Annotated in this window: 23 protein-coding genes and 1 pseudogene; 12 read left to right on the forward strand and 12 right to left on the reverse strand. The window is 62.5% G+C overall.

Translation table 11 applies throughout. The annotated features are described in order from the left end of the window. Positions 1-3 precede the first annotated feature (3 nt). Genes VE25_RS19260 through traA form a run of 3 tightly spaced genes read right to left on the reverse strand, consistent with a single transcriptional unit; the run spans position 4 to position 4,986 of the window. Positions 4-1,227 (reverse strand): conjugal transfer protein TraB, encoded by a 1,224-nt coding sequence (locus tag VE25_RS19260; protein ID WP_083989064.1) that lies wholly within the window; start codon positions 1,225-1,227, stop codon positions 4-6. Next, on the reverse strand, positions 1,148-1,681 hold the full coding sequence (traF, locus tag VE25_RS19265; RefSeq protein WP_046110292.1) for a conjugative transfer signal peptidase TraF: 534 nt from the start codon (positions 1,679-1,681) through the stop codon (positions 1,148-1,150). The genes VE25_RS19260 and traF overlap by 80 nt, the downstream gene beginning before the upstream one ends. Further along, the gene (gene traA / locus VE25_RS19270; protein WP_046110293.1) at positions 1,678-4,986 is read right to left on the reverse strand and encodes a Ti-type conjugative transfer relaxase TraA; all 3,309 of its coding nucleotides are present in this window, start codon (positions 4,984-4,986) and stop codon (positions 1,678-1,680) included. Before traA ends, traF begins: the two co-directional genes overlap by 4 nt. Positions 4,987-5,235: 249 nt before the next feature. On the opposite strand from traA, the gene VE25_RS19275 reads away from it, so the two are divergent. The 3 genes and pseudogenes from VE25_RS19275 (at position 5,236) to traG (ending at position 7,619) form a co-directional block, all read left to right on the forward strand. Next, the gene (locus VE25_RS19275; RefSeq protein WP_046110294.1) at positions 5,236-5,484 is read left to right on the forward strand and encodes a TraC family protein; all 249 of its coding nucleotides are present in this window, start codon (positions 5,236-5,238) and stop codon (positions 5,482-5,484) included. After that, positions 5,477-5,698, forward strand: a pseudogene (gene traD / locus VE25_RS22520) (conjugal transfer protein TraD); the annotation flags it as partial. The gene VE25_RS19275 and the pseudogene traD, both read left to right, overlap by 8 nt. After that, positions 5,688-7,619, forward strand: coding sequence for a Ti-type conjugative transfer system protein TraG (gene traG / locus VE25_RS19280; RefSeq protein ID WP_046110295.1), 1,932 nt, complete (start codon positions 5,688-5,690; stop codon positions 7,617-7,619). The pseudogene traD and the gene traG, both read left to right, overlap by 11 nt. Before the next feature lie 284 nt (positions 7,620-7,903). Here the strand turns inward: traG and VE25_RS19285 are convergent, their stop codons facing one another. After that, complete coding sequence (locus VE25_RS19285) at positions 7,904-8,851, reverse strand: sodium-dependent bicarbonate transport family permease (protein WP_046110296.1); 948 nt, start codon at positions 8,849-8,851, stop codon at positions 7,904-7,906. Positions 8,852-8,949: 98 nt separating this feature from the next. Here VE25_RS19285 and VE25_RS19290 point away from each other — a divergent pair, with 98 nt between their 5' ends. From VE25_RS19290 to VE25_RS19305, 4 genes are all read left to right on the forward strand, one after another. Next, a complete protein-coding gene (locus tag VE25_RS19290) occupies positions 8,950-9,840 on the forward strand; it encodes a LysR family transcriptional regulator (protein WP_342019336.1) in 891 nt (296 codons plus the stop codon). Positions 9,841-10,057: 217 nt separating this feature from the next. After that, complete coding sequence (locus VE25_RS19295; protein ID WP_046110297.1) at positions 10,058-10,540, forward strand: tellurite resistance TerB family protein; 483 nt, start codon at positions 10,058-10,060, stop codon at positions 10,538-10,540. Positions 10,541-10,580: 40 nt separating this feature from the next. Beyond that, positions 10,581-11,549: a TerC family protein gene (locus VE25_RS19300; protein WP_046110298.1), complete on the forward strand. Its 969-nt coding sequence runs from the start codon at positions 10,581-10,583 to the stop codon at positions 11,547-11,549. A gap of 208 nt (positions 11,550-11,757) precedes the next feature. After that, positions 11,758-13,029, forward strand: coding sequence for an O-acetylhomoserine aminocarboxypropyltransferase/cysteine synthase family protein (locus tag VE25_RS19305; protein ID WP_046110299.1), 1,272 nt, complete (start codon positions 11,758-11,760; stop codon positions 13,027-13,029). A gap of 548 nt (positions 13,030-13,577) precedes the next feature. Here the strand turns inward: VE25_RS19305 and chrA (VE25_RS19310) are convergent. Continuing rightward, positions 13,578-14,945 (reverse strand): chromate efflux transporter, encoded by a 1,368-nt coding sequence (chrA, locus tag VE25_RS19310; protein WP_052732092.1) that lies wholly within the window; start codon positions 14,943-14,945, stop codon positions 13,578-13,580. Then, positions 14,945-15,766: a chromate resistance protein ChrB domain-containing protein gene (locus tag VE25_RS19315; RefSeq protein ID WP_046110321.1), complete on the reverse strand. Its 822-nt coding sequence runs from the start codon at positions 15,764-15,766 to the stop codon at positions 14,945-14,947. Before VE25_RS19315 ends, chrA (VE25_RS19310) begins: the two co-directional genes overlap by 1 nt. Before the next feature lie 387 nt (positions 15,767-16,153). Here VE25_RS19315 and VE25_RS22525 point away from each other — a divergent pair, with 387 nt between their 5' ends. Continuing rightward, on the forward strand, positions 16,154-16,255 hold the full coding sequence (locus VE25_RS22525; RefSeq protein ID WP_439328918.1) for a hypothetical protein: 102 nt from the start codon (positions 16,154-16,156) through the stop codon (positions 16,253-16,255). A gap of 6 nt (positions 16,256-16,261) precedes the next feature. Here VE25_RS22525 and VE25_RS19320 read toward each other — a convergent pair whose 3' ends face one another. Both VE25_RS19320 and VE25_RS19325 read right to left on the reverse strand, forming a co-directional pair. Beyond that, positions 16,262-17,446, reverse strand: a complete 1,185-nt coding sequence (locus tag VE25_RS19320; RefSeq protein WP_052732090.1) for an MFS transporter — start codon at positions 17,444-17,446, stop codon at positions 16,262-16,264. A 22-nt stretch (positions 17,447-17,468) separates the two neighbouring features. Then, positions 17,469-18,131, reverse strand: a complete 663-nt coding sequence (locus VE25_RS19325) for an ArsR/SmtB family transcription factor (RefSeq protein ID WP_046110301.1) — start codon at positions 18,129-18,131, stop codon at positions 17,469-17,471. A gap of 85 nt (positions 18,132-18,216) precedes the next feature. Here VE25_RS19325 and VE25_RS22530 point away from each other — a divergent pair, with 85 nt between their 5' ends. Then, positions 18,217-18,816 carry an MBL fold metallo-hydrolase gene (locus VE25_RS22530; RefSeq protein ID WP_083989067.1) on the forward strand — a complete coding sequence of 200 codons (600 nt, stop codon included), beginning with the start codon at positions 18,217-18,219 and terminating at the stop codon, positions 18,814-18,816. Between the two features lie 18 nt (positions 18,817-18,834). Beyond that, positions 18,835-19,650 (forward strand): phosphatase PAP2 family protein, encoded by an 816-nt coding sequence (locus tag VE25_RS19330; protein WP_051961021.1) that lies wholly within the window; start codon positions 18,835-18,837, stop codon positions 19,648-19,650. Here VE25_RS19330 and chrA (VE25_RS19335) read toward each other — a convergent pair. Then, positions 19,637-20,863, reverse strand: coding sequence for a chromate efflux transporter (chrA, locus tag VE25_RS19335; protein ID WP_046110302.1), 1,227 nt, complete (start codon positions 20,861-20,863; stop codon positions 19,637-19,639). The genes VE25_RS19330 and chrA (VE25_RS19335) overlap by 14 nt on opposite strands. After that, positions 20,838-21,146, reverse strand: a complete 309-nt coding sequence (locus VE25_RS19340) for a PadR family transcriptional regulator (RefSeq protein WP_035086534.1) — start codon at positions 21,144-21,146, stop codon at positions 20,838-20,840. The genes chrA (VE25_RS19335) and VE25_RS19340 overlap by 26 nt, the downstream gene beginning before the upstream one ends. A 120-nt stretch (positions 21,147-21,266) precedes the next feature. Between VE25_RS19340 and VE25_RS19345 the strand changes: the two genes are divergently transcribed. Continuing rightward, on the forward strand, positions 21,267-21,476 hold the full coding sequence (locus VE25_RS19345) for a hypothetical protein (RefSeq protein ID WP_046110303.1): 210 nt from the start codon (positions 21,267-21,269) through the stop codon (positions 21,474-21,476). Between the two features lie 152 nt (positions 21,477-21,628). Then, positions 21,629-23,122 carry a 2,3-bisphosphoglycerate-independent phosphoglycerate mutase gene (gpmI, locus tag VE25_RS19350; protein WP_035086489.1) on the forward strand — a complete coding sequence of 498 codons (1,494 nt, stop codon included), beginning with the start codon at positions 21,629-21,631 and terminating at the stop codon, positions 23,120-23,122. A gap of 353 nt (positions 23,123-23,475) precedes the next feature. Here gpmI and VE25_RS19355 read toward each other — a convergent pair whose 3' ends face one another. Both VE25_RS19355 and VE25_RS19360 read right to left on the reverse strand, forming a co-directional pair. After that, positions 23,476-23,766: a hypothetical protein gene (locus tag VE25_RS19355; protein WP_046110304.1), complete on the reverse strand. Its 291-nt coding sequence runs from the start codon at positions 23,764-23,766 to the stop codon at positions 23,476-23,478. Positions 23,767-23,905: 139 nt separating this feature from the next. Beyond that, entirely contained in the window at positions 23,906-24,217 is a 312-nt protein-coding gene (locus tag VE25_RS19360; protein WP_046110305.1) for a DUF736 domain-containing protein, read from the reverse strand. Positions 24,218-24,467 lie beyond the last annotated feature (250 nt).

A 24,467-nucleotide genomic window follows, 5' to 3' on the forward strand; every position in this document is an offset into this window, starting at 1 on the left:
CTCCTATTCGTTGAACGCCATCACCAGCGGAAGGCCGAATAGCGAGGCCCAGGCCTGCGCGCTCGACCGCTGGATGGCGACGATATTGGTGTTGCCGGTCCACCAGGCGTTGCCGGTCGCGACAATCACGTCCGGGGCATGCAACATCGACTGGATGACGGGCCAGATGATCAGCTGCTCGTAGCAGATGAGCGGCGCAACCTTAAGCCCGGCGAACTCGAAGGCCGGATTGGAAAAGAACCGTGCATGCGCTCCGCCGGTCGTCCAGGGTTGCCACATGGAGACCGGGACCGGCATGCGCTCGCGGTAGAGGATCTCCGCGCCCTCCCCCGAAATCCGGATCATCACATTATCGTAGCCGAGAGGATCGACGATCGCCGCACCGCCGTTAACCACAATATCGCGGCTGGAAAGCTCGCGGGTCCAAAGCCGCTCGGTGGTGGCGCTCCACAAGCCCATGGCGCTTTCCGGCAGGATCGCGACATGCGCGCCGTCGCCGGCCGCCGCCTCGACCAGCCGTATTGTCCCGACCTGCTGATGATAGTCGGCATATTGCCCGGAGGCTTCAAATTTGAATCTGGTGTTGATGCCCCGCCATCCTTCCGGTGCGGCCGGCGGCGTCCAGCTCGAGGCGGACCAGGCGAAGGCGAGCGCTGCAACGCCGGCCGCGATCGGCCACGCGCGTGTAGTCATCGTGAGCAACAGCGCGAACGTCGCGGCAAGGCCGAACCAGGCCCAACCCGGGAAGAGGATGCCAGCCGCGGTGATCGGATGCGCCCACCCGACGATCCCGAACGGCGGCACGCTCATAAGCACGGCTGCTATCGCGTAGCGAACGGGCCGGCGCCAGCCGCCGCGCGATGTCCACAGCACGGCATGGACAGCAACGAACATCAGCGAGGCGGCTAGCCAGAGGCCAAGGCCGATGGCGAGCTGCGCCCCGAAAAAGATTGACGCGCCGACCGGCAGGCCGCGCGATGCCCCAAGAAAATGCGCAAGCGCGACCAGACCCGCAACCGTGCGCGACGGAGCGAAGGCCCAAAACGCCGGGAAGGCGATGCCGACCGCGAAGGCGAGAGGATGCCCGCTCCACCCTATCGCCCCGGTGAAAGCGCCGCCGGCGACGAACAGAATGACCTGCAGGACGCTACGGCGTGAAGGTGAGGACTTCCCGCGCGAGGCCGAGGATGCCGTCGGCCGGAAGCGGCCCAAAATATCTTGAATCATAGGAACCAACAAAATCGGAATGAAGAAACACTTCGCCCTCGGGCACGACGCCACCCTTCCAGGGCATCATCGGCCGCCCTTCGGCGTCCTGGGCGTAAACGGTCGAGGCTGCCAAGGGCACGTCATCTATGATGACCTGGTTCTCGATGCGGATGGACTGTCCGGCCAATGCGACGACGGTCTTGATGAGCGGCGCTGTGCCGGCCGGGCAAAGACCCCGGGGCAGATAGAAACGATCGCGGGCAAGATCGACGGCGGGACCGGAAGGTGGGCAGATGAACACACGGTCGCCGACCGCAACCGGACGGTCCAGCGTTTCTATCTGCCAAAGGCCCAGCGGATAGGAGAGCGTGAAGTTCACCCGGTAGCCGCCCCATGCGAAGGCTGCCGCCATCGCACCGAGGAGGACGGCGCCGGCGCCGATGGTCGCAAGCGCCCTGCGCTGTCTCGTCATCGCGTCATGCCCCGATCGCGGAGCTGGCTCTTCGCCCGGGTCTGCTTCTGCGCCCGCTCATAGGCCGCAACGCGTTGGGCGGCATTGAAGCTCGGCCAGGCTGCGACCAGGGTAGAGCGGTCGCCCTCGGCGACTTGTGCCGCGGCTGCGTCATAGGCCGGACCCTTGGCCTCTTTCGAACCGAGGAAGGCCCGTTCTCCAAACCGCTGGTCGAGTGCCTTGTTGAGCTGATCGATCTCTGCCTTCACCATTTTGTCGGCAAGGGCGAAACTGAGGGCCGCGGACAGATCATTGCGGCCGATCGCATCGCGGATGCGGTCAAGCACGCTCTGCGCCGATCCGGACAATGCAGGAATGTCGACGCGGCTGCCGTCGCGCTCGCGCGACAATTCGACGGTGCGAAGATCTGCGATCTCGGCGCGCAGCCGCACATACCGCGCAAGGTTGTCCTTGAGTGCCGGAACGTTGTTCAAGGCCCGCTGCCGCTCGGCCTTCGCGGCCGACGAGGCGAGCATGCCGGTCCTGCCGCGCATCGCGCCGAAGGCCCCCGGATCGCGATCGAGCTGGTCGACCACGCGGCTTTGTGCTGCCTGCCTCTCCGCTTGATTGGCACTCATGATCGCGGAAAGGTTCATCGCATCAATAGCGCCATCGGGGTTCTCATAGACCTGGGCAACGCGGTCGCGAAGCTGGGTCCAGGCATCGGTCAGTGTGGCGTCTGATTGCAATCTGGCCTCCACGAGCTGCGGGATGGATTGCGCCCAGGTCGCAAGGCCGCGAATCCAGGGCTGGGAAACTGGCGAGGCAGTCACGGTCGCGGCAGCCTGTGCCTGACGATCGGCGGCACGGCCGAACCACCCGATGAATGTTGAAAGCCTGGCGGCGGCCGTCTCGAGCCGATCGCGCTGCTCCCTGATCCAACGGAGCTGGTTTTCGACCAGGGCTTTCGCCACGCGCGCGCCGTAGAGGCCGCGGCTGTTGGCATAGGAAAGCGCCTGCTCGTAGAGCTTCGACCCGGCGAAATCGAGCGTGGTATCCTTGGCGCCGCGCTTCGACAGGTTTTGAATGAGCCCGCCTGCCTGCTCGAACGAGCGTCGTCCGTAATAGAGTTTTGCGTCATGCCGGTGGCGGGTCATCGCCACATAGGTCAGATGCCGGTCGAGCGAGAGGGTCGCCAGCACCTTCACCCGATCGATGGTGGCGCCCTGGGACTTGTGAATGGTGGTCGCATAGCCATGGTCGACGTTGCGATAGAACCGCTGGTCGATCTCCACCCTTCTCTTGTCGTCTCCAACCTCGGCGGCGAAGCGTCCCGTCTCGGCCTCGACGATGCGGCCGATCATGCCGTTCTTGACGCCAAGCGAACCCTCGTTCTTCAGGAACACGATCTGGTCGCCCGCCGCAAAGTTTCGCATACCGTCTTCGGTGCGGAAGGCATGGCCTTGCTCGATCAAACCGCGCTCGAGGAGGGCGCCGCGTGCCAGCTCGTTCAGTGTCCGCACATCGCGGCGAAGATGCGCAAGGATCAGGCTCGACCGGTTCGGGTCGTACTCGGCAATCCAGTCGCGAATGAGCGCGCTGACCGCCTGGTCCTTCAACTCCATGCCGACCAGGCGTCCCTTCCCCTGATAGGCGGAGATCGCCGCCCCGATCTTGCCTCGGGCAAGATCCATTGAGGCATCGCGCATCCACTGCTCACGCTGGCGGTAGATCGTGCCGAGCTCGGCATAGCCGACGCGATCGGCAAGCGATCGGAACGCAGCACCCGCCTCGATCGGCTGCAACTGATCGGCATCGCCGACAAGGACAAGCTTGCCGCCGGCATGAGCAATGGCCGAAACGAAGTCCGCCATCTGGCGCGACGACACCATGCCGGCCTCGTCCATGACGAACACGGTCTTTTTGTCCAGCTGAAGGCGGCTTCGCTCCCATTGAAGCTGCCAGGACGCCAGCGTTCGCGAAGTAATGCCCGCTTCCTTCTCCAGCCCCTCGGCCGCCTTGCCCGCGAGCGCACCGCCGACAACGCGATAGCCGCAAGCCTCCCATATTTCGCGCGCGGCCTTCATCATCGTGGTCTTGCCGGCACCGGCGCGCCCGACGATGATGGCAAGGCGCTCGTCTCCGGTGATCCGTTCCAGACCGACGCTTTGCTCGCCGGAAATCTGCGCCTGGCCGGCAATGACTTCGGCGCGCGCGCTCACTGACACGCCGAACCGGCCACTCGTCGCGAGATGCTCGGCCTGGTTCCCCATCTCGGCCTCAATGCGGATCATGTCGCGCGTCGCAAACCGCTCGGGCAAACGCTCACCGGTTTCCGGATCGATCCCTTCCGCCTCGATCTTCACGGCTTCCGGACTTCCCATGACGCGCGCCAACAAGTTCACGAACTGGCCGGGATCATCGATATAGCGGTGCAGATATTTGGCGACATCGCGCTCGTCGAAGACGCTCTTCTCGCGCGCGATCGCGTCCAGAACGATCTCTGGCCGGCGCTCTATCCGGCGGGCATTCTCGCGCCGCGTTTCCTCGTGTAATGCGAGCCGTTCAAGCCTAGCCCCGCGACCTTCGGCTTGCCGCTGGCGCTGAATGTTCTTGGCTTGAACACCGATATGCGAAGTCGGCTCCAGCTCGATGCCGCGTTCGGCATAGGAGCGGCCATCGACGCGAATGTCATGGCCGTTCAATTCCAGATGCTTGTTCTGGGCGGCATACCAGGCCTCCCGCAGCGCGAGGAAGTCGGCCTTGTCACCGGCCCAGAGCCTGTAAACGATCTGGCCGGACTTCGAACGGACCGGCTGTCCGTCGTCCCCAATGACCGGCACCTTTTTGCCGCCGAAACCGTCGTTCGTCAGCGGGCGCAGTGTCGTCATCAAATGCACATGCGGATTGCCCGGCGCATCGTGATAGACCCAGTCCGTGACCAGCCCACGCGTGCTGACATGCTCGGCGACGAACTCGCGCATCATCGCGATGTTCTGCTCTGTGGTCAGCTCGCGCGGCAGCGCCAGAATGAATTCCTTGGCGAGCTGAGCGTCCTTGCGGGTCTCGAACGCCTCAACCTTGTTCCAGAAGGCTTCGGACGCGCCGGCAACCGAGCGATCGGCAATAAGCGCCCTCGCCCAGGCCGGGGCATCGGCCGGCAACACGAACTCGTCATGGACCATGCCGGGCTTACGCGAGAAGTCCGCCACGCTGCCCTCGCGCTCGTTCTCCATGCGCGCACAATGGCGATACGCCGCCGCCGCGACAGAACTGCGGCCTTCGCCGCGGCTGATCAGTTGGGGCGTGAAATGGGTGATTGCCACAGGGCAGGTGCTCTTTCGATCCGAATGCGAAGGCTGTTCGGTCCAGCGCGGTCCGTCCCCGGGGGCCGAACGCAGAACGTTGCTTGCAACGTATTACTGCGCCCTTGGACCGTTCTTCCGAACGGCGGGATTCTTCCCGCAATGCGTAGGCTTCGCCTACCTGTGGTTTCTCGCAGGGTGCGCTGCGCGCACGTCAAATGCGATTCTCCGTATCGCGTTGACCATCTACGAAACCGGAGAACCCAGCCGATGAGACGACCCTCTTCCCGTATCCGCGAGGAAATCGAACGCCTGCAGGAGCAGCTGAAACTTGCCGAAGCCAAGGAGGCCGAACGCATCGGCCGGCTCGCACTGAAGGCCGGATTGGGCGACGTAAACGCATCCGACACAGAGCTGATCACAGGCTTCGAAGAGATGGCAAAGCGATTTCAAACGGGAACGAAGCAGAAGGCGCCCGGGCCGGCTGCTCGCTCTCAAGCGGACGCTTCTGATGCATGACCGCCGCTACCGGGCGTCACAAACGGAAGCCCGGAAGAAGGATGCCCGCGAGAAGATCCAGCTCGGCGGTCTCGTCGTGAAGGCGGGGCTTCGCAGCGAGAATCGCGCCGTCATTCTCGGCGCCCTCGTCGACGCGGCTGCGCGGCTCGGCGACGCAACAGAGCGCGCTCGATTGGCCGCAATCGGAAAGGCGATATTCGACAATGACAGCGAAGAAACTGATGTTGCTGACCGCGCCGGCGGTGATGATGTTGGGAGCCGTGCTGGGGCTCCAGGGGATTGAGACGTGGCTCGCCGGTTTCGGGACTTCTCCCGAAAGCTATCTGACCCTCGGGCGCATCGGACTTGCCGTCCCCTACGCTGCCGCGGCCGCGATCGGCGTCATCTTCCTCTTTGCCGCCAGGCGCTCACTTGCCATTCAATCGGCCGGCCTCGGCGTCTTGATCGGCGGGCTTGCAGCCGTCGCTTTCGCCGCCGTTTCGGAGACGCAACGCCTGTCCGCCTTCGCCAGCCAGGTGCCGGAAGGAGCGGTGTTTTCCTTCCTCGACCACTACACCATCGGCGGCGCGGCGACGGCCTTCGTCGCCGGCATGTTCGGATTGCGGGTTGCTCTGCGCGGCAATGCCGCGTTTGCAGCGACAGGTCCGAAACGGCTCTCGGGCCGTCGCGCCATCCATGGCGATAGCCATTGGATGGACACCGCCACAACCGCTCGACTCTTTCCCGAAAGCGGCGGCATCGTGCTGGGAGAACGCTATCGGGTCGACGAAGATTCCGTCACCGGCATCAACTTCGATCCGCGCCGTAAGGAGACCTGGGGCAAGGGCGGAAAGTCACCGCTCGTCTGCTTCGATTGCGGTTTCGGCTCGACCCACGGGATCGTCTTCGCCGGTTCCGGCGGTTACAAGACCACCTCCGTGGTCGTGCCGACGGCGCTCAAGTTCAAGGGCTCGATGATCATCCTCGATCCCTCGACCGAGATCGCGTCGATGGTCGCCTCCCATCGCGAAGCGCATGGGCAGGACGTGCTCATTCTCGATCCGAAACGGCCCGACATAGGGTTCAACGTGCTCGACTGGATCGGCCGCTTCGGCAACGCGCCGGAGGAACATATTGCCTCCGTAGCGGCGTGGCTGATGTCGGAAAAGCCGCGCATCACGTCCGGCGCCGACGATTTCTTCCGCGTCTCGGCCGAACAGCTCATCACCGGTGTCATCGCCGATGTGATGCTCTCCGATCCGGACGATACCAAGCGCGAACGCTCCCTGCGCGTCGTGCGCGCGCGGCTCGCCGAGCCGGAAGAGACGCTCAAGGAAAAGCTCGCCGATCTGTATCAAAGCTCGACCTCCCGGTTCGTCAAAGAGGTCATCGCGCCTTTCATCAACATGACGCCGCAAACCTTCTCCGGCGTTTATGCGACCGCCGCCAAGGAGACGCACTGGCTCTCCTACGACAGCTACGCGGCCATCGTGTCGGGCAACACTTTCAGGACGGACGACATCGCCAATGGGCGCACCACCGTGTTCATCAACATCGATCTGTCGACGCTCGAAAATCATCCCGGCATGGCTCGCGTCGTCATCGGCGCGTTCCTCAAGGCGATCTACAATCGCAATGGCGATCTCGAAGAGCGCGCCCTGTTCCTGCTCGATGAGGCTGCCCGCCTCGGCTACATGCGCATCGTCGAAACCGCCCGCGACGCCGGCCGCAAATATGGCATCACTCTGCTGATGCTGTTCCAGTCGCTCGGGCAGATGCGCGAAGCCTTTGGCGGTCGCGATGCGACCAGCAAGTGGTTCGAGTCTGCGTCCTGGGTGTCCTTCTCGGCGATCAACGATCCGGAGACGGCGAAGTACATTTCGGAGCGCTGCGGCATGACCACCGTAGAGGTGAACCAGGTCAGCCGAACCTCGCGCGACATGGGTTCGTCCCGCACCCGCTCGCAACAGCTCTCGCAACGCCCGCTGATCCTGCCGCATGAAGTCACGCAGATGCGCACCGATGAACAGATCATTCTGACCGGCGGCAACCCGCCAATCCGTTGCGGTCGCGCCATCTACTTCCGTCGTCCGGAAATGGCTTCGCTCGTCGGCAAGAGCAGTTTCCAACCGAAGACGGGAGCAGCTGGATCGTGAAACGGCTGCCGTCCCGCCCCCGTTTACCACAAGCTCGGGGGCTTCACTTCGGCGCAATATGGGAAGCGCGTTCAGCCCCCTCGCCTGCTCCGCTTCGCTCCGCCCCGCTTGCGCGGGGTGGAAAACAGGGACGGCACGGGACTTTGTGCCTTGGCCGCCTGACGTCGGCCATTCTCACAACGGTCATCCATCACAAACGACCGCTGTGCGCCCCATTCCTGCCGCTCAGGGCCGCAAAAAGTGCTCCCTGAAGCGGACACTCAGAAATCCGTCCGATGCTCCGTTTACGTCAGTCGTCCTGCTACCGCGGTCAGCACAGGAATGCCGACGAGGACATTAAAGGGGAAGGTGACTGCAAGGGACATGGTGAGCGGCATGCCGGGATCGACCTCGGGCAGCGCCATCCTTATGGCAGCAGGCGCGGCTATGTAACTCGCGCTGCCGGCAAGGGTGGCCAGCGCAGCGGCAGAGCCGGCATCGAGCCCGATGCCCATGCCGATCAGAAGGCCGACCATGCCATTGGTGATGGCGAGCGCAATTGCCAGGGCGACGAGCCTTGGCGAGACGCTGCCGTTGCCGGTCAGATGCCGCCCCGCCACAAGGCCCATGTCGAGCAGGAACAGGCAGAGAATACCACCAAACGCTCCCTCGAAGACTGGCCGAACCGGCTCGAAACCCGTCCGCCCCGCAACCAGGCCAATGATGAACCCGCCTACCAACAGCAGGATCGAACCATCCCGCAGCGTGTGGGAGAGATGGTGGCCCAGTGCATGCGCCTTTGTGCTGGAGGCGCGCCGGGCAAGCCACAGGCCGACGAGGATTGCCGGCGCCTCCATGAGAGCCAGCACGGCAACCATAAAGCCGGCAACCTCAATTCCTGCCGCCTCCAGCGCCGCAACGCCGGTGACGAAGGTGACCACCGACACTGACCCGTAATGCGCTGCGACAGCCCCGGCATTCATCCTGTCAAGACCGCCCAGCCGCCGGACGGACCAATATGCCGGAAAGGGAAGCAGGAGGCTCAGTGCGAGACCCGCGAAACCGGCCAGGAAGAGCTCCGGCGTAAGGCCATTCTGTGACACTTGTACCCCGCCTTTGAGGCCGATGGCGGCCATGAGGTATATCGCCAGCGCTTTGCCAATCGCTTCAGGGATTTGCAGATTACTGCGGGCCAGAGCCGCGAGCAGCCCGAGAGCGAAGAACAGGATGGCGGGGGACAACAAACTTTGCATGGGGGAACTTCGCGGGAGATTTCGATTGAAGTCGCTCTATCGAAGAGAATTCGTTCGATATAATTCATTGATTGAATGGTAGCATTCTCTAAAATCGAATGATGTCCTCGCTGAACTTCCATCATCTGCGTTATTTCCTGGCCGTGGCCAACGAAGGCAACCTGACTCGGGCAGCGCGCAACCTGGCCGTGTCGCAGTCCGCGCTGTCTACGCAAATTCAGGCGCTTGAGGCGCGGCTGGGTCATCCGCTGTTCGAGCGGGTGGGGCGGCGCCTGGTGCTGACCGAAGCGGGGCAGATCGCACGCGACCATGCCCAGGCGATATTCGACATGGGCGAGGACCTACTTACGACGCTCCGGGTCGGGTCCGGGCGCCGTCAGGTGCTAAGGGTGGGTGCCCTTGCGACATTGTCGCGCAATTTCCAGATCGATTTCCTGCGACCCTGTCTCGGTCGTCCTGACCTCGAGGTCGTGCTGACATCAGGCAGTGTGGTGGAATTGACAGGTATGCTGCGCCGGCTCGACCTCGACGTTGTCCTCTGTAATGCTGCGCCCGGTACGGGCTATGCGGATGGCCTGGTGGCCCATCGCCTTGCGCGCCAGCCGATCAGTCTCTTCGGTTCCCCCGCACTTGCCTGCGCAGCGACAACCCCTGCCGAGGCGCTCAGGACCCACGGGGTAATCCTGCCGACCGGCGCCAGCGTCATCCGGACCGAGTTCGATGCGCTTTGTGCCCGCCTCGATATCGTACCCTCAGTGGTGGCCGAAGTGGACGACATGGCCATGTTGCGACTGATGGCTCGGGAGGCCATCGGCCTTGCTCCACTGCCCGCAATTGTCGTGCGCGACGAACTCGATGCGGGCAGCCTGCACGAAGTGGTCCGCCTGCCCGGTATCGAAGAGACCTTCTATGCCCTTACGTTCCAGCGGCAGTTCCAGAGCCCGGTGGCCGAGGAACTGATCGCTGCCGCGTCGCACTGGCCTGCCTGACAAAAAATCTGTGTCGCCCTCTTGCTACTTCAGCGGGCCGCACCAATCTCAATTGTCGTGACCGGGCCCCTCTGGCGTCGGCGGCATCGACCGCCCCGCGATGTCGGATCACCTCGGCAGGGCCCGCGGGCACCTGCGTGTGGTGCCCGATCGTCGTCCAAGGTCTCCATGCGCACTCCCTCAGCTCCGCCGAGCGGCACTTTGAGAGGAGTTTTGCATGAGCAAAGACAAAAATACCGACAAGGATCCTTTCCTGCGCGGCGCCCGGCTCCGGGCGCGTCAGGATGCAAATGCACGGGAGATGCATCATGATGCGGGCCGGGCGACGACTGAGGAGTTCTTTCAGGCTCTCGTCGCCGCTGTCGCCGTAATCGCCCACGCCGATGGCCGGCTCGAACTGGCAGAGCGGCGCACGCTGGTGGAAGCTTTTACCACCAGCCCGGCCATGGCGGGTTTCTCCGTCGCCGAACTCGCACAGGAACTGGCCGAGCATAGCCGCGCGTATGGTTACGATCCCCAATCCGCGGACCAGCGAGCTCTGGCCAGCCTGTCGGCAAGTAAACTCAGTGGCGAAGAGCGCCAGTCTCTCCTGCGGATCTGCCACCAGGTTATCACAGCAGATGGCATGGTACATCCCGTCGAACTGGGCGCGCTGCACCGTGTCGAGCGGGCCCTAGGCCTCGCGGGAGGCTCACTATGAGCCGCTGCAAGCTTGGCCCTCTCGTCTGGGAGGCGCGCTGATGGACCTTCTGACCGGACTTTTCCTGGGCCAGCCGCTTTGGATGTGGCTGGGCTTCCTTGGGCTTGTGATTGCCCTTCTGGCCTTTGACCTTGGCGTATTGCATCGGGATGGGCACGAGATCGAGGTGCGCGAGAGTCTGTTGCTCTCGGGCTTCTATATAGCGCTCGGCCTTGCCTTTGGCGGCTTGGTCTGGTGGCAACTGGGCGCCCAGTCAGGTGTCGAATACCTCACCGGTTTCGTGGTCGAGAAAAGCCTGGCCATGGACAATGTCTTCGTCATTGCGATGATCTTCGGCTATCTCGCCATTCCCCGCCATTTGCAGCATCGCGTGCTGTTCTGGGGCATATTGGGCGTCATCGTGCTGCGAGCGATCATGATCGGTTTGGGTGCCACTTTGGTGTCCGAATATGGCTGGATTCTCTACATCTTCGCCGCCTTCCTGATCTTCACCGGTATCCGGATGCTGATGGTTGGACACGAAGCGACGGACCTGAGCCAAAATCCGGTGCTGTTGTTCATGAAGAGGCGCTTTAGGGTCACTGAGACCTTGCAAGGTGACCGCTTCTTTGTTCACCAGATCGACCCCAAGACCGGCCGCATGGCGCGATACATGACGCCGCTCTTTCTGGCGCTGGTCATGATCGAGATCGCGGACGTCATCTTTGCCGTGGATTCGGTGCCGGCAATTTTTGCCATCACCACCGATCCTTACATCGTCTATACGTCGAACATCTTCGCCATCCTTGGCCTGCGCGCGCTCTACTTCGCGCTGGCCGCCATCATTCATCGCTTTGCCTATCTCAAGCAGGCGCTGGCTGTGCTGCTGGTGTTCATCGGGTCCAAGATATTCCTGGCGGACCTGCTGGGCTGGGATAAATTCCCGGCAGAGTGGTCACTCGGTATTACCGCGGTGATCTTGGCCAGCGGTGTCGTCTATTCGCTTTGGAAGACGGCACCGACCCGGTGACAAGCTATGGGGGCGCGTTAGCCGCGTCCCCATAGTCCCAGCACGGTAGCTATGGCAGCCACTGCGACACCCTGAGGGCGACGAGCCTGCTGGAGTTCGGACCCACGCCTCGGCTCTGAGGAATGGCGGGCTGCACCTTACGGCTATCGTGCAATGACGAAATGCGGATACTGGGCCAGCGAGTCCGATTCAAGAATGAGGAAGCCCAATGAAGCTCGAAACGCTAGCACTGCACCATGGCTATACATCGGAGGCCACCACCAAGGCGGCAGCGGTACCCATCTACCAAACGACGTCATATACGTTCGATGATACCAGACATGGCGCTGACCTGTTCAATCTCGCGGTGCCAGGCAACATCTACACCCGCATCATGAACCCGACGACGGCGGTGCTCGAGCAGCGTGTTGCCGAGATGGAGGGCGGGATCGCGGGTCTCGTCGTCGCCTCTGGAATGGCCGCCATCACCTATTCGATCCAGGCCATTGCGGGCGTCGGCGACAATATCGTGTCGATCAGCCAGCTCTATGGTGGCACCTATAACCTGTTCATGCACAGCTTTCCGAGGCAAGGCATCGAGGTGCGCATGGCGGCGGCCGGGGAATTCAACGCCATTGCCGCGCTGATCGACGACAAGACCAAGGCGGTGTTCTGTGAGTCTATCGGCAACCCTGCCGGCAATGTGGTCGACATAGAGCGACTGGCTCAGGTGGCTCACGCCCACGGCGTGCCGCTCATTGTTGACAATACGGTGGCCACGCCCTTCCTGTGCAAGCCTATCGAGTTCGGTGCCGATATCGTCGTGCATGCCCTGACCAAGTATATCGGCGGCCACGGCAATTCGATCGGTGGCATCATCGTGGACAGCGGCAAGTTCGACTGGGTAGCCAATAAGGCACGCTTCCCGGTGCTGAACGAACCGGACCCCTCCTATCATGGCGTGGTCTACACCGAGGCGCTGGGCGCTGCCGCCTATATCGGTCGCTGCCGGGTAGTGCCGCTTCGCAATACCGGCGCCGCGCTGTCGCCGCATAGCGCCTTCCTCTTCCTCATGGGATTGGAGACCCTTGGCCTGCGCATGGAACGCCATTGCGAAAACGCGCTGAAAGTGGCGCAATTTCTCGAAAGTCACCCCAAGGTAGGCTGGGTCAACTATGCGGCTCTGCCCACCAGTAAATATCATGACGTCGCCAGGCGTATCACCAAGGGGCAGGCTTCCGGCATTGTCAGCTTCGGCATCAAGGGTGGGCAGGAAGCCGGCGGCAAGTTCATTGACGCGCTGAACACGATCCTGCGCCTGGTCAATATCGGAGACGCGAAGTCGCTCGCCTGTCACCCGGCCTCGACGACGCATCGGCAGTTGGGCCCTGATGAACTCGCCCGTGCAGGCGTCTCGGATGACCTCGTTCGCCTTTCGGTCGGCATTGAGCACATTGATGATATCATTGCCGATATCGAGCAGGCGCTTGCGAAGGCCTGAAGCTCCGGCCGGCCCTTGGGGCCGGTCTACCTTCGCGGGGACGCTATAGGGCGGCGGATGAGAGTGAGCCCGAGAGGGCCATCGAGGCCCGGTAGGCCGCTTTGAAGGGTCCGCAAAGATCGCCTTTCTCTGCGCCTTTCGGTGCGGCGCCGTGCAGAATTTCGCCACCGTAAAGGTGCGCGAGCTGATCTGCCACTCGGTGACCAGCGTCACTGCAGCCGGAAGATAGGAATTCCTGCAAGAAAGTAATCTTGCACGCTGTCCTGCTTGCTTCCCTAACTCCGACCGGCGCGCTGCAATGTGGGCGGGACCAATGTCGCCTTTTTTGAGAGCGAGAGCTGCCGCTCCGCAACGCGCCCCAGAACGGTCATTCCCGCCGCGTTTTCTGTTTCCCGTAAGCTATTATTCCTGCCGCGGTCGACCGCCGGCATTGTTTCGGGGTGATGGGGTGGAAAGCCCTAAAGGCAATAGGCGGACGCTTCGATTAGGCAGATGTAAGGGCTCCCAATGAGCCAGAGGCAGTATGCCCCATCATCAAGGATCATGAATTACACCATCCCAGCGAAGTGCAATACGAGACCGGCTATCGCGCAGCCTGCCAGCACAGTAGCGGGGCCAATCTTGAAGCGAAACACCGCGACAAGCGCGGCCAGCACCAGTGCCGCAGCCGCCAGATTTATCGACGACCAGACGGGCACATCGAGATGGAGGACGAAGGTCGTGATTGTCCTGACTTCCTCGAAGATGACGTGCAGGCCAAACCAGACGGCAAGGTTCAGGATGACACCCACGACGGCGGCCGTGATCGCGGTCAGGGCTGCTGTTAGCACTTTGTTGTCTCGCAAGCGCTCGATGAACGGGGCACCTAGGAATATCCAGAGGAAGCAGGGTGTGAACGTCACCCATGTCGTCAGCAGCCCGCCCAGCGTTCCCGCCATCAAGGGTGATATGCTGCCCGCATCGCGAAAGGCTCCCATGAAGCCCACGAACTGCGTCACCATGATAAGTGGCCCGGGCGTGGTCTCGGCCATGCCGAGCCCGTCCAGCATCTCGCCTGGAGCAAGCCAGCCGTAGTTCTGCACCGCCTCTTGGGCGACATAGGCCAGCACCGCATAGGCGCCGCCGAAGGTCACCACAGCCATGACGCTGAAGAAGCCCGCGATCTGGGCAAAGACATTGGCCGGACCGAACACGGCGAACAACAGGGCGACAGGAGCCAGCCAGAGCAGGAGGAACACTGCCGATATGCGGAACGCCCAAGCCCGGTTGACCTGCGTGTGATCCGGCGACTCTTCGCCCAGCAGGGTATCGGCGTCATCGACCTGGACGCTACCCACCTTGCCGTGTCCGCCGCCACCATGGAATGCTGGCAGACCCGCACGCGCGCCAAAAAAACCGATCAGGCCTGCAACGAGGATGATGAGCGGGAACGGAATGGCGAAACCGAAGATCGCCACGAAGGAGGCGGCGGCGATGGCGACCATCGCCCCGCTCTTGAGCGCACGCGAGCCGATGCGAATGACCGCCTGCACCACGATGGCCAGCACCGCGGCCTTGAGCCCGAAGAACAGCGCCTCGACCGGGCCGACATTGCCGTAGAGCGCATAGATCCAGCTCAGCGCCATGATCGCCGCGACGCCGGGCAGCACGAAGAGGACGCCCGCGATGATGCCGCCAAGGGTGCGATGCATCAGCCAGCCGATATAGACGGCGAGTTGCATGGCTTCCGGTCCCGGCAGCAGCATGCAGTAGTTGAGCGCGTGAAGGAACCGTTTCTCACCCAGCCAGCGCTGCTCTTCGACGAGGATGCGGTGCATGAGCGCGATCTGGCCTGCTGGACCGCCAAAGCTCAGCAGGCCAATGCGGGCCCAGATACGGGTAGCCTCCGCCAGGGTGGGGTACGCCCTGTCCTGCATCATTCTGCCTTCGGCTTGTTGGATGGCCAGTTGTGAGTCTCGTCGCTGGCATCCCGCGCCCATCGATAGAAGGCGTCGTATAGAAGCATCCCGGCTTCGAGCTGTTCCAGATCGTCGGAATACATCCTCGACAGACCGAGTGAAGCGGCAAGAAGCCCTGCCGCCTCGGGCGCAATATCCAACCGAGCTGTATCGGCCCCGCGCACGATGGCTGCGAGCCGATCGAGGGCGGGAATGCTCAAGCCAAATTCGGCCAGAATCACGTCGAATGTGCAGAGCTCGCCTCGGTGGCTCCAGAACACATCCTCGATGTCGAAGGGCGCCGCATTGTAGCGTTCGGCGACACCCACCACCTCGGCGGGCGCCACGAACAGGATGACGGCGCGTGGGTCGAGAAAGCGACGGATCACCCAGGGGCACGCGATGCGGTCGATCTTGGGCCGCGAGCGCGTGACCCACATGGTGCGGCCCTGCGCGTCGCGCGCAGGCAGCTTCGCCGGATCGATCAGCGGCTGCCCGGCAGAGCGCCAGGCCTCGAACCCGCCTTCTAGATATTCGGACGGGCAACCTTCGGCGCGAAGCAAGGCGGCAGTGCCCTGACTGCGCCTGTGACCGGTCTGACAAACTGCGATCGACGGCTGCCCGCCGAGTTGTTCCGCAAGGGCGGCAAGGGCCTGGTCATCTACCCGCGTGGCACCGGGGAGCAACCTGGGATCGGCCGCGAAATCTTCTTCCGACCGCACATCGAACACGTGGGGTGCGCGCGGGGTTCCGATGATGCGGGTGAGTTTGTCGGATGAAATGGCATTGGGCGCAGGCATTTGCGTTCCTCCGTCGCCGGGGTTGAACAGGAACGCGATCTTCAGCTGGCGCCTCGTGGGGAGCTCGCAGTCCCCATGGGCTGCAATTACCGACATCCGGGGCTGATCGTCAACATGGCATAGCAGCCAAAAACACAGATCGCCTCCACCGTATGGCAGCTGCCCGAGCGAGAAATGAGAACTGTTTGGCGACAGAGATGGTGTCGGCAGCAGCCGAGCGGCATCGCGCCCCATTCAGGCCCCTTGATCGGCCCTGGCGACCTCCTAGAAGCCGTCTGTCCGCGAGTGCAGCCGCGACGACAGGCAGCGCGTGCCTATTAGCGATTGTCCCAACATGCGGACTTAGTGTCTCGATGAGGCGGCATTCCCCCACCGTCCCTGCTTTGGTTGTCGTTGGGGGAGGGGCATGCCCCGGATCGCTGGGACCTGATTGGCGGAGCACTGGCGTTGGTCGCCGCCGCCATCATTGTATTTGCGCCGAGGGGCTGAGCCCGCTCAGGCGCGAACGGCGGCGCCCCTCGGGGACATCTGCAGCCAGAGGATCGCTGCCGCCGCCGCAGCCAGCCAGGGCAGAAGCCATACGTTCAACGCCTGCCAGCCGATGGTGTTCTGCAGCACCCCGGCGCTGAGCGATGCCGCCAACCCCACGACAAAGATGGTGAGGTCGTTGGTCGCTTGCGCCTTACCTTTCTCGGCTGTCGTGTAGGTCCGGGTCAGCAGGTTCGTGCCACCGATATAGAGAAAGTTCCAGCCCACGCCGAGAAGGATCAACGCGGCGGTGAAGCTGTAGAACCCGGTCCCCGACAGGGCTAGCAGCACGTGAGCGGTGAGCAGGACGATGCCGGCAAGCATTATCCGCAAGACACCGGATCGCGCGATCAACGATCCGGTGAAAAACGACGGCAGAAACATGCCGAGCACGTGGAGTTGGATGACCGTCGCAGTCGCTGTCAGGTCGTGGTCGTGGTGTGTCATCGCCAGGGGAGTGGCAGTCATCGCCAGGATCATGATGCCATAGCCGGTGACCGCGCCGAAGAGGGCTACCAAATACGTTGGCTGGCGCACGATATCGCCGAGGGGCCGGACCGCAGCACGCTCATCGGCAGTATCCACTGTCCTCGGGACGTTCACCCCCATCAGCACGCCGACTGCGATGGCCGACGTTGCCGCTAGGAACAGAAATGAAGCGGTGTACATTGGCTGCATCAGTTCGCCGCCCCACCGGGCCAGCAGCGGACCGACCAGGGCTGCAACCACTCCGCCAGCAAGCACAAGCGAGATGGCCCGGGGCCGGAAACGATCGTCCGCCACTTCACCGGCAGCGAAACGATAAAACTGCGCGAAGCCCTGGTAGCATCCCGCCAGGAACGTGCCGGCGCACAGCAGCGCGATCGACGAGGTCATCATCCCACCGGCTGCCAGCAGGCCGCCTAATGTGCCCAGGCTTGCTCCGGAGACGAAGCCGATCTTGCGACCCACACGTGTCATCCACATCGAGGCGGGAACGGTCGATACCGCCGTGCCCAGGAACATGGCTGCGATGGGAGCGGTGGCGAGTTCGGGCGATGGCGCCAGAATGCTGCCAGCAAGGCCGCCGATGGTCATCACCAGGACGGAGACGATCTGGAACAGGGCCTGCGCGGTTGCCAGCAGGAAGACTTGTCGGTGCATGGGCTGCATGGTTGCGGTTCCTCGGTCCCAACTATGACGACGCGACGGCATTGCCCGCCGCCACCCATTCGGGCATGCCGTCTTCAAGGCGCCGGGCACTGAACCCTTGTGCCCGAAGGCGCGACACAGCCTCAAAAGACATGACGCAGTATGCTCCACGGCAGTAGGCGACGATGTCCTTTTCGGGGTCGAGCGTCGCCAGGCGGGCGTCGAGTTCGGAGAGCGGCACGTTCAACGCTCCGGGCACATGGCCCAGCGCGAATTCGTCGGCAGGACGGACGTCGAGCACGGTGACCATACCGTCGCGCAGGCGACCGCTCAGCTCCTCGCGGGTGACCGGCTCGAGGCTATCGCGCTCTTCGAAATAGCCCCGGACAATCTTGTCCACTTCGGCCAGATTGTTCTCTGCCACCCGCCGGATCGCCTTCATGGCCGCCAGGACACTGTCGTCAGCCAGCCTGTAGACCACGAACTTTCCCTGCCGCTCCGCTGCGACCAGCCCCGCCCGCCGCATGGTCTGCAGGTGCTGCGAGACATTTGCGATGGGCGCCCCAAGCTTTTCTGCGAGCAGATCGACGCTGCGCGGCCCCTGGCCGAGTTGTTCGATCAGCTCGAGCCGTTGGGGGTGACCCAGCGTCTTGGCGACCAGGGCGAACTGCTTAAACAGGGCGAGCTTCGGTGAAGGACTTGACATCAGATCATTGCTCAATCATTCAATTGAAATATTGAATATACCAACACAGACCCATCCACAAGGGTTGATCCAACGGAGTGCCATCATGATCCTGCGCCAGTTTCTACACTTCGATCCCGTAGGGGCGTCCTATCTTCTGGGCTGCGGCGGCAAGGCATCAGCGGCGGTGATCGATCCAATCGGCCCCGTCGAGCCTTATCTCGAAGCTGCCGCCACCACCGGCATGAAGATACTCTACGTGATCGATACGCATATCCATGCCGACCACATCTCGTCCGGTCGTATCCTGGCGGAGGCGAGCGGCGCCAAATATGTGCTGTTCGCTGGCGCGTCCTGGCGGCCAAAGGACAGGTTCTGCTGTGCGCTGCTTGGACGCAAGGGGTCTCGCTCAGGCCGATGTCGTCGACGGAGCGGCCAGAAGCACCATGGATGCCTTGGCGGCGGCATCAATGACCGCCGACAAGGTCCTAGTTTTTTAGTCGCGCACTTTGCCCTGCCGCTATGCGCTTGGTCTTGGCAGTTCACATTCCAGAAGGGACCGTTGTCCGAACAGGGATATGAGATGACGGGTCTCCCCGCGGTAGCACTTCGAGGGGGACCTGGGTCCAAACGCACTGCACCACTCTTTCAATTTGTTGATGGGTATGTTGGGTCCGGCGCAAGGGTCGGCTATCACGCAGATTGATATCCACGGAGGGTGACTATGGAATTGGTGCAGAGCCGTGGAAGCGGTCGTATCCGAGCTGGCTTCCAAAGGCTATTTGCCACTCCGGCCATGCCGCCGAAAGCGGGCCGAGCCTTATTTGAACGGCCCTGGCCTATAGTCGTTTTACTGGCGCTGCCGGCTGCAGCCATGATGGCCGGAAGTGACTACACCCTCGGTATCTGGATGCAGTCCTTTCCAGAAGACCTGCTGCCCATCGCACACTTCGTCACTGACCTCGGCGAGGGTGTCGAGGTGTTGGTCACCACCGGACTCTTGCTCCTGTTGAGCGCGCTGGTCCCGGTGATCTCTCTGAGACGCCGTGTGAAAGCAGGACTGAACGCCGTTACCGCTGGGGCGGCTTTCATATTTCTCTCGGTGGCGGGTGGCGGCCTACTGGCGCTGGTGCTCAAATATGCAATAGGCCGGGCTCGTCCGGTCCTATTGGACAGCGAAGGCTACCTTTCATTCCAGCCCTTTGCGATGCACTCCGACTTCGCCGCACTTCCCTCCGGGCATTCGGCAACGGCTGCGGCAATGGCACTTTCATTGGCGCTGGTTTTTCCGCGCCTTCGGGCGCTCTTCGTCACCGCAGGCGTTCTTATCTGCGTGTCCCGGCAACTGGTCGGCATGCATTGGATGAGCGACACGCTGATGGGTTGGGCGGTTGGCGCGGCCTTCACATATTGGCTTGCGCATGTCTTCGCCCGTCGTGGCCTGATGTTCCGCTATGATGATTTTGGCCGCCTGCGGCCGAGGCGAACACGGTTTGCCCCGGCCCGGTTCTTCCGTCGATCGGCCCTCAGATCAGCGTAAGCAGCGCTCCACCTAGGCCGAGCAAAACAACCACAATCCACGGGGCGGTTTTCCACACAGTCAGCAGCAGGAAGCCGGCAAGGGCCAGAGCAAAGTCGGCGGGTGTGAGCACGGCGCTGGTCCAGACCGGATTGTAAAGAGCTGCTCCCAGGACGCCAACGACCGCGGCATTGGCACCGCGCATCGCCGCTTGCGCGACTGGCCTGGTGCGGAATGCATCCCAGAACGGCAGGGCACCGACCACCAGCAATAGACCCGGGAGGAACACCGCCACCAAGGCTATAGCAGCGCCCATTGGGCCCGCGGGCTCAGGTTGCATTACCGCGCCGAGATAGGCGGCGAAGGTGAAGAGCGGACCCGGAGCGGCCTGGGCCGCGCCATATCCGGCCAGGAAGGCATCGCTCGACACCCAGCCGGTTCGCACCACTTCGGTTTCGAGGAGCGGCAAGACCACGTGGCCACCACCAAACACCAGTGCGCCGGCCCGATAGAAGGCGTCGAAGAGGGATAGGGATTGCGAGGATGCAAGAGCCTCGACGACCGGAAGCCCGACCAGCAGGATGAAGAACACAGCAAGCGCCGACCATCCCACTGCCTTGGGCACACCGAATGCAGGGTGACCAACTGGGTTGGGTGGCATCCCCCTGCAGAGCCACAGCCCCAGGAGACCACCCCCGACAATCGCCGCAACCTGGCCGATGGATCCGCTGACAAAGATGACCAGCAGAACGGCGAACAGGGCGATGCCGGCCCGCTCGCGGTCAGGAGCCAGGGTCCTGGCCATGCCCCAGACGGCCTGGGCCACGACGGCAACAGCCACCAGTTTGAGGCCGTGGAGAATGCCCGCGCCGACCTTGCCTTCGAACCAGCTTGCCCCAAAAGCAAAGAACAGCAGGAGCAAAGCCGAAGGCAGGGTGAACGCTGACCAGGCCGCCAAGGCGCCCAGCGGTCCACCCCGCAGCAGGCCCAGGGAAAAGCCTACCTGGCTTGATGCCGGCCCAGGCAGGAACTGGCAGAGCGCCACGAGGTCGGCATAGCCTTCCTCGCTGATCCATTTGCGCCGGGTGACCAGCTCGTCGCGAAAGTAACCCAGATGGGCTATGGGTCCACCAAACGACGTCAATCCCAGCTTCAGGAAAACGCGAAAGACCTCTCCTGCTGAGCCACGGGACGTACCTTCCGTGGTGTCAGGATTTGCTACTGCCGACCTCATGAAACAGCTCCCCGATCTTGTCGCGAGCTGCTTGCAGGCCCTCGATGCCGTAAGGTGTTGCGCGATAGACCCGCCGCACGGACCGCCCGACCCGCTCGCTCCTGGACGTGAGATACCCCTTGCGCTCCATTGCGTGCAGCATTGGATAAAGCGTGCCCGGGCTGATTTTGTAGCCGTGATGGGCGAGTTCCTCGATCATCCAGTGACCATAGAGATCCCCTTCCGCCGCATGATGCAGGATATGCATCCGGATGAAGCCTGCCAGCAGTTCCTGGTGTTCCATGCTGCAATCGCATTGAGTTCCACACAATCGAATCTCGATATCGGGAACCGATTGTACGAAGAGGTTGTTATCCTGACAACTCATCGCGCGATGAGTCCACGGCAATCATAGGAGGCTTTCATGGCCAGCGAAACAGACCGCGATCCACGCCACCACACCCAACAGATGCAGCAGCGCCTTCAGGAGCTGATGGACCACCTGCGCCAGGACATTGAGAAGGTTGATGAGCCGCAGCTCAAAGCCATGTTCGAGACGTCGGCCGAGGTATTGGGCGGCATCAAGAAGGCGTTTAGCGACTACGAAAGCAAGAACGAAAGCGCCTGGCGATAGACGAAATGGTGGAGGTACGGTGACACTGGCGGCAGGCGCGTTTGCAGCAAATTTCCTTGTTCGGTCGCTGCAATATGGTGGGCGACAATAGCCAATCAACAGAGCGAGGTCTTTGGGTGCCGGGAGAATTGAACGTAGCTCCTAAGCCAGTAATGCTAGCTATCCTCGATGGCTGGGGCTGGCGTGAAGAGAGCGCCGACAACGCGGTGCGGCTTGCCCACACACCACATTTTGATCGCCTGTGGGAAAGCTGTCCGCGCAGTTTCCTTGCAACATCTGGCCTGGATGTCGGGCTTCTGGATGGCCAGATGGGCAATTCCGAAGTCGGCCACCTCAACATCGGAGCAGGCCGAGTCGTCCTGCAGGATCTGGTCCGCATCACAAAGGCAATTGAGGACGGAACGCTGGCGGGCGCCGTCATGGCCTCGGGGCTGCCAGCGGCGCTCAAGGCAAGCGGCGGGACCTGTCATCTGATGGGGCTGGTTTCGCCCGGCGGCGTGCATTCGCATCAGGACCATGCAGTGGCCCTTGCCCGAGTATTGCAGCAATCCGGCGTTCCAACGGTGATTCACGCCTTTACGGACGGGCGCGATACCCCGCCCGAGGCTGCAGCAGGCTATTTGGCCGAGATCGACGCCGCCCTGCCACCCGGCGTAGATATCGCCACAGTGACCGGCCGCTATTGGGTAATGGACCGTGACCAGCGTTGGGAGCGGCTACAGCAAGCTTATGACGCGATCGTCACGGGCCGTGGGCAGAATAGCGCTACGGCGCAGGAAGCCGTTGACGCGGCCTATGCGAACTCTGTCACCGACGAGTTTGTGCCTGCGTCGGTTATCGGTAAATTCGGTGGCATCAAGGACGGGGACGCCGTCCTTTGCTTCAACTTCCGCGCAGATCGTGTCAAGCAGTTGATGGCCGCGCTGCTCCTTCCTGATTTCGACGGGTTCACGCGCCAGGCGCCGCAACTATCGGCAGCCGTCAGCATGACGCACTATGGGGATGAATTTGACCCATGGCTGAAGCCGCTGTTAGCGCCGCAAACCATTGCCAACGGACTGGGCGAGACCGTGGCGCTCGGCGGAAGCAGGCAATTGCGACTTGCCGAGTCAGAGAAATATCCGCACGTCACCTATTTCTTCAACGGCGGTAGGGAAGAGCCATTTGTCGGCGAGGAGAGGACCATTGTCGACTCGCCCAAAGTCGCCACCTATGACCTGCAGCCTGAAATGTCCGCCCCGATGGTCGGCGATCGTGCCGTCGAGGCAATCGGCTCGAAACGCTACGATCTGATCATCGTCAATTTCGCCAACCCCGACATGGTCGGCCACACTGGCAATCTTGAGGCAGCAATCGCCGCGGTCGAAGCGGTCGATCTTCAACTCGGGCGAATTGCGGAGGCGATCCATTCGGCCAATGGGGTGCTGATGGTGACGGCCGATCATGGCAATTGCGAGCAGATGCGTGATCCCCTCACCGGCGGGCCCCACACTGCGCACACCACTAATCCGGTCCCGGCCATACTCTATAACACCACTCATCGGTCGCTTCGCAGCGGCCGCTTGGCAGACGTGGCTCCGACATTGATCCAGCTGATGGATCTGAAGAAGCCGCAGGAGATGTCGGGGACATCGCTGCTAGCGTGACATCCGGTAGAACCAGCGCTCGCATGGAGTCGCGCCGGCTGCGTTGCGGAACAGTCCGGGAGCCAATGGTGGCGTCGACCTAGGTCGATGACCTAACGCAAACTCGGTTGCCACGTTTTTGGGACCTCGTCATACCGCCTCAACAGCGAGAATGGGTCAACAAGCGCGCTGGGACAGCCTGGCCTAAACGGCAGCTATCGACGCTTTGGACTCGGGAAGCGGCCAGTCTTCAAACGGCCCCGAATACGTCATTCGGCGATCGGGCAACCCGACGCTCCTTGCTGTGAGATTGGCCTGATCCCGAACGTTGAAACGATCATGAGGACTCTAGTGCCCAGGTAAAGGGTCACTCATCACGCGGCACGGGCACGTCTTGCATCGACATAGGCATCGCCCAGCTGATCGCAATCCTCACCACTCAACAGGCTGGCCTCTTCACACAGGACAAGGAACTGCTCGAGCAGGTTCGGCTCATCCCGGGACACGGCCATTGCCGAAAGCGCGGCCTTGTGCCCCTCAGTCAGCATCGCCGCAATGATGGGCTCAAGCGGCTTCTGGTCGAGGGTCTTGATGACCTGTTTGGCAAGCCGCAACGCATGAGCTCGATCCGCGACAAGGGGACTTTCCAATAGCGTTACGGTCATGCTTCAGCCTCCTAGAACTTGCTTTATAGCTGAAATTTGGCTCGAAAGCCGGTCTGCGCGGTCTTTCGCTGCCAAGGTCGGCCATCGCTTCGGACACGCTAAAGGCCCCGCCGCGGGCGGGGCCTTGTGCTGGTGGCGATCAGTCCCGGTTCGGTCGGGACCAGATCAGCTGCAGGCCTTCTTCGCCGTCGACCTCAATCAGGGTGGCGTAGATCGGAGCGGGGAAGCTCGGATCGTCCAGCTTGACTGAGAGGTAATCGCGGCCCTCGCTGGAGGTCTTCTGCCAGGCGGCGCCCAGTTCGACATTCGCTGCCGCGAAGATGCGGAAGTGCGGGCCTTTGTCGGAGGGGTTGTCGACGCGGACCAGCTTGGCCTTGACGTTGAGGTTGAGGGTCTTGATGGCGCCGGAAAAGCCGGTGCCGGTGGAGGTGAAGGTGCCGATGGTAGCCATGTGTCTCATTCCTTGGGTTTCTCGGGTCGCGACCATCGCGACCTCGATGGCGGTCGACAGACCGGAGGCGATCGACCCGCACCCCGAAGGGGCCGGAACGTCAGTGGAGGGCTGCCGGGAGAGACTTTCTTGCCTCGCGAGGAATGGCCGCGAAATCCGGGGCCCCGCGCGACTTGTCGCGTGGGGTGGATTGGCCAGGGGAAGAAAGCCGCGACCGGCGGTTGCGGGATAAGAGCGAGACCGAGCGCAG

The sequence above is a fragment of the Devosia geojensis genome, assembly GCF_000969415.1.
Taxonomy (GTDB): domain Bacteria; phylum Pseudomonadota; class Alphaproteobacteria; order Rhizobiales; family Devosiaceae; genus Devosia; species Devosia geojensis.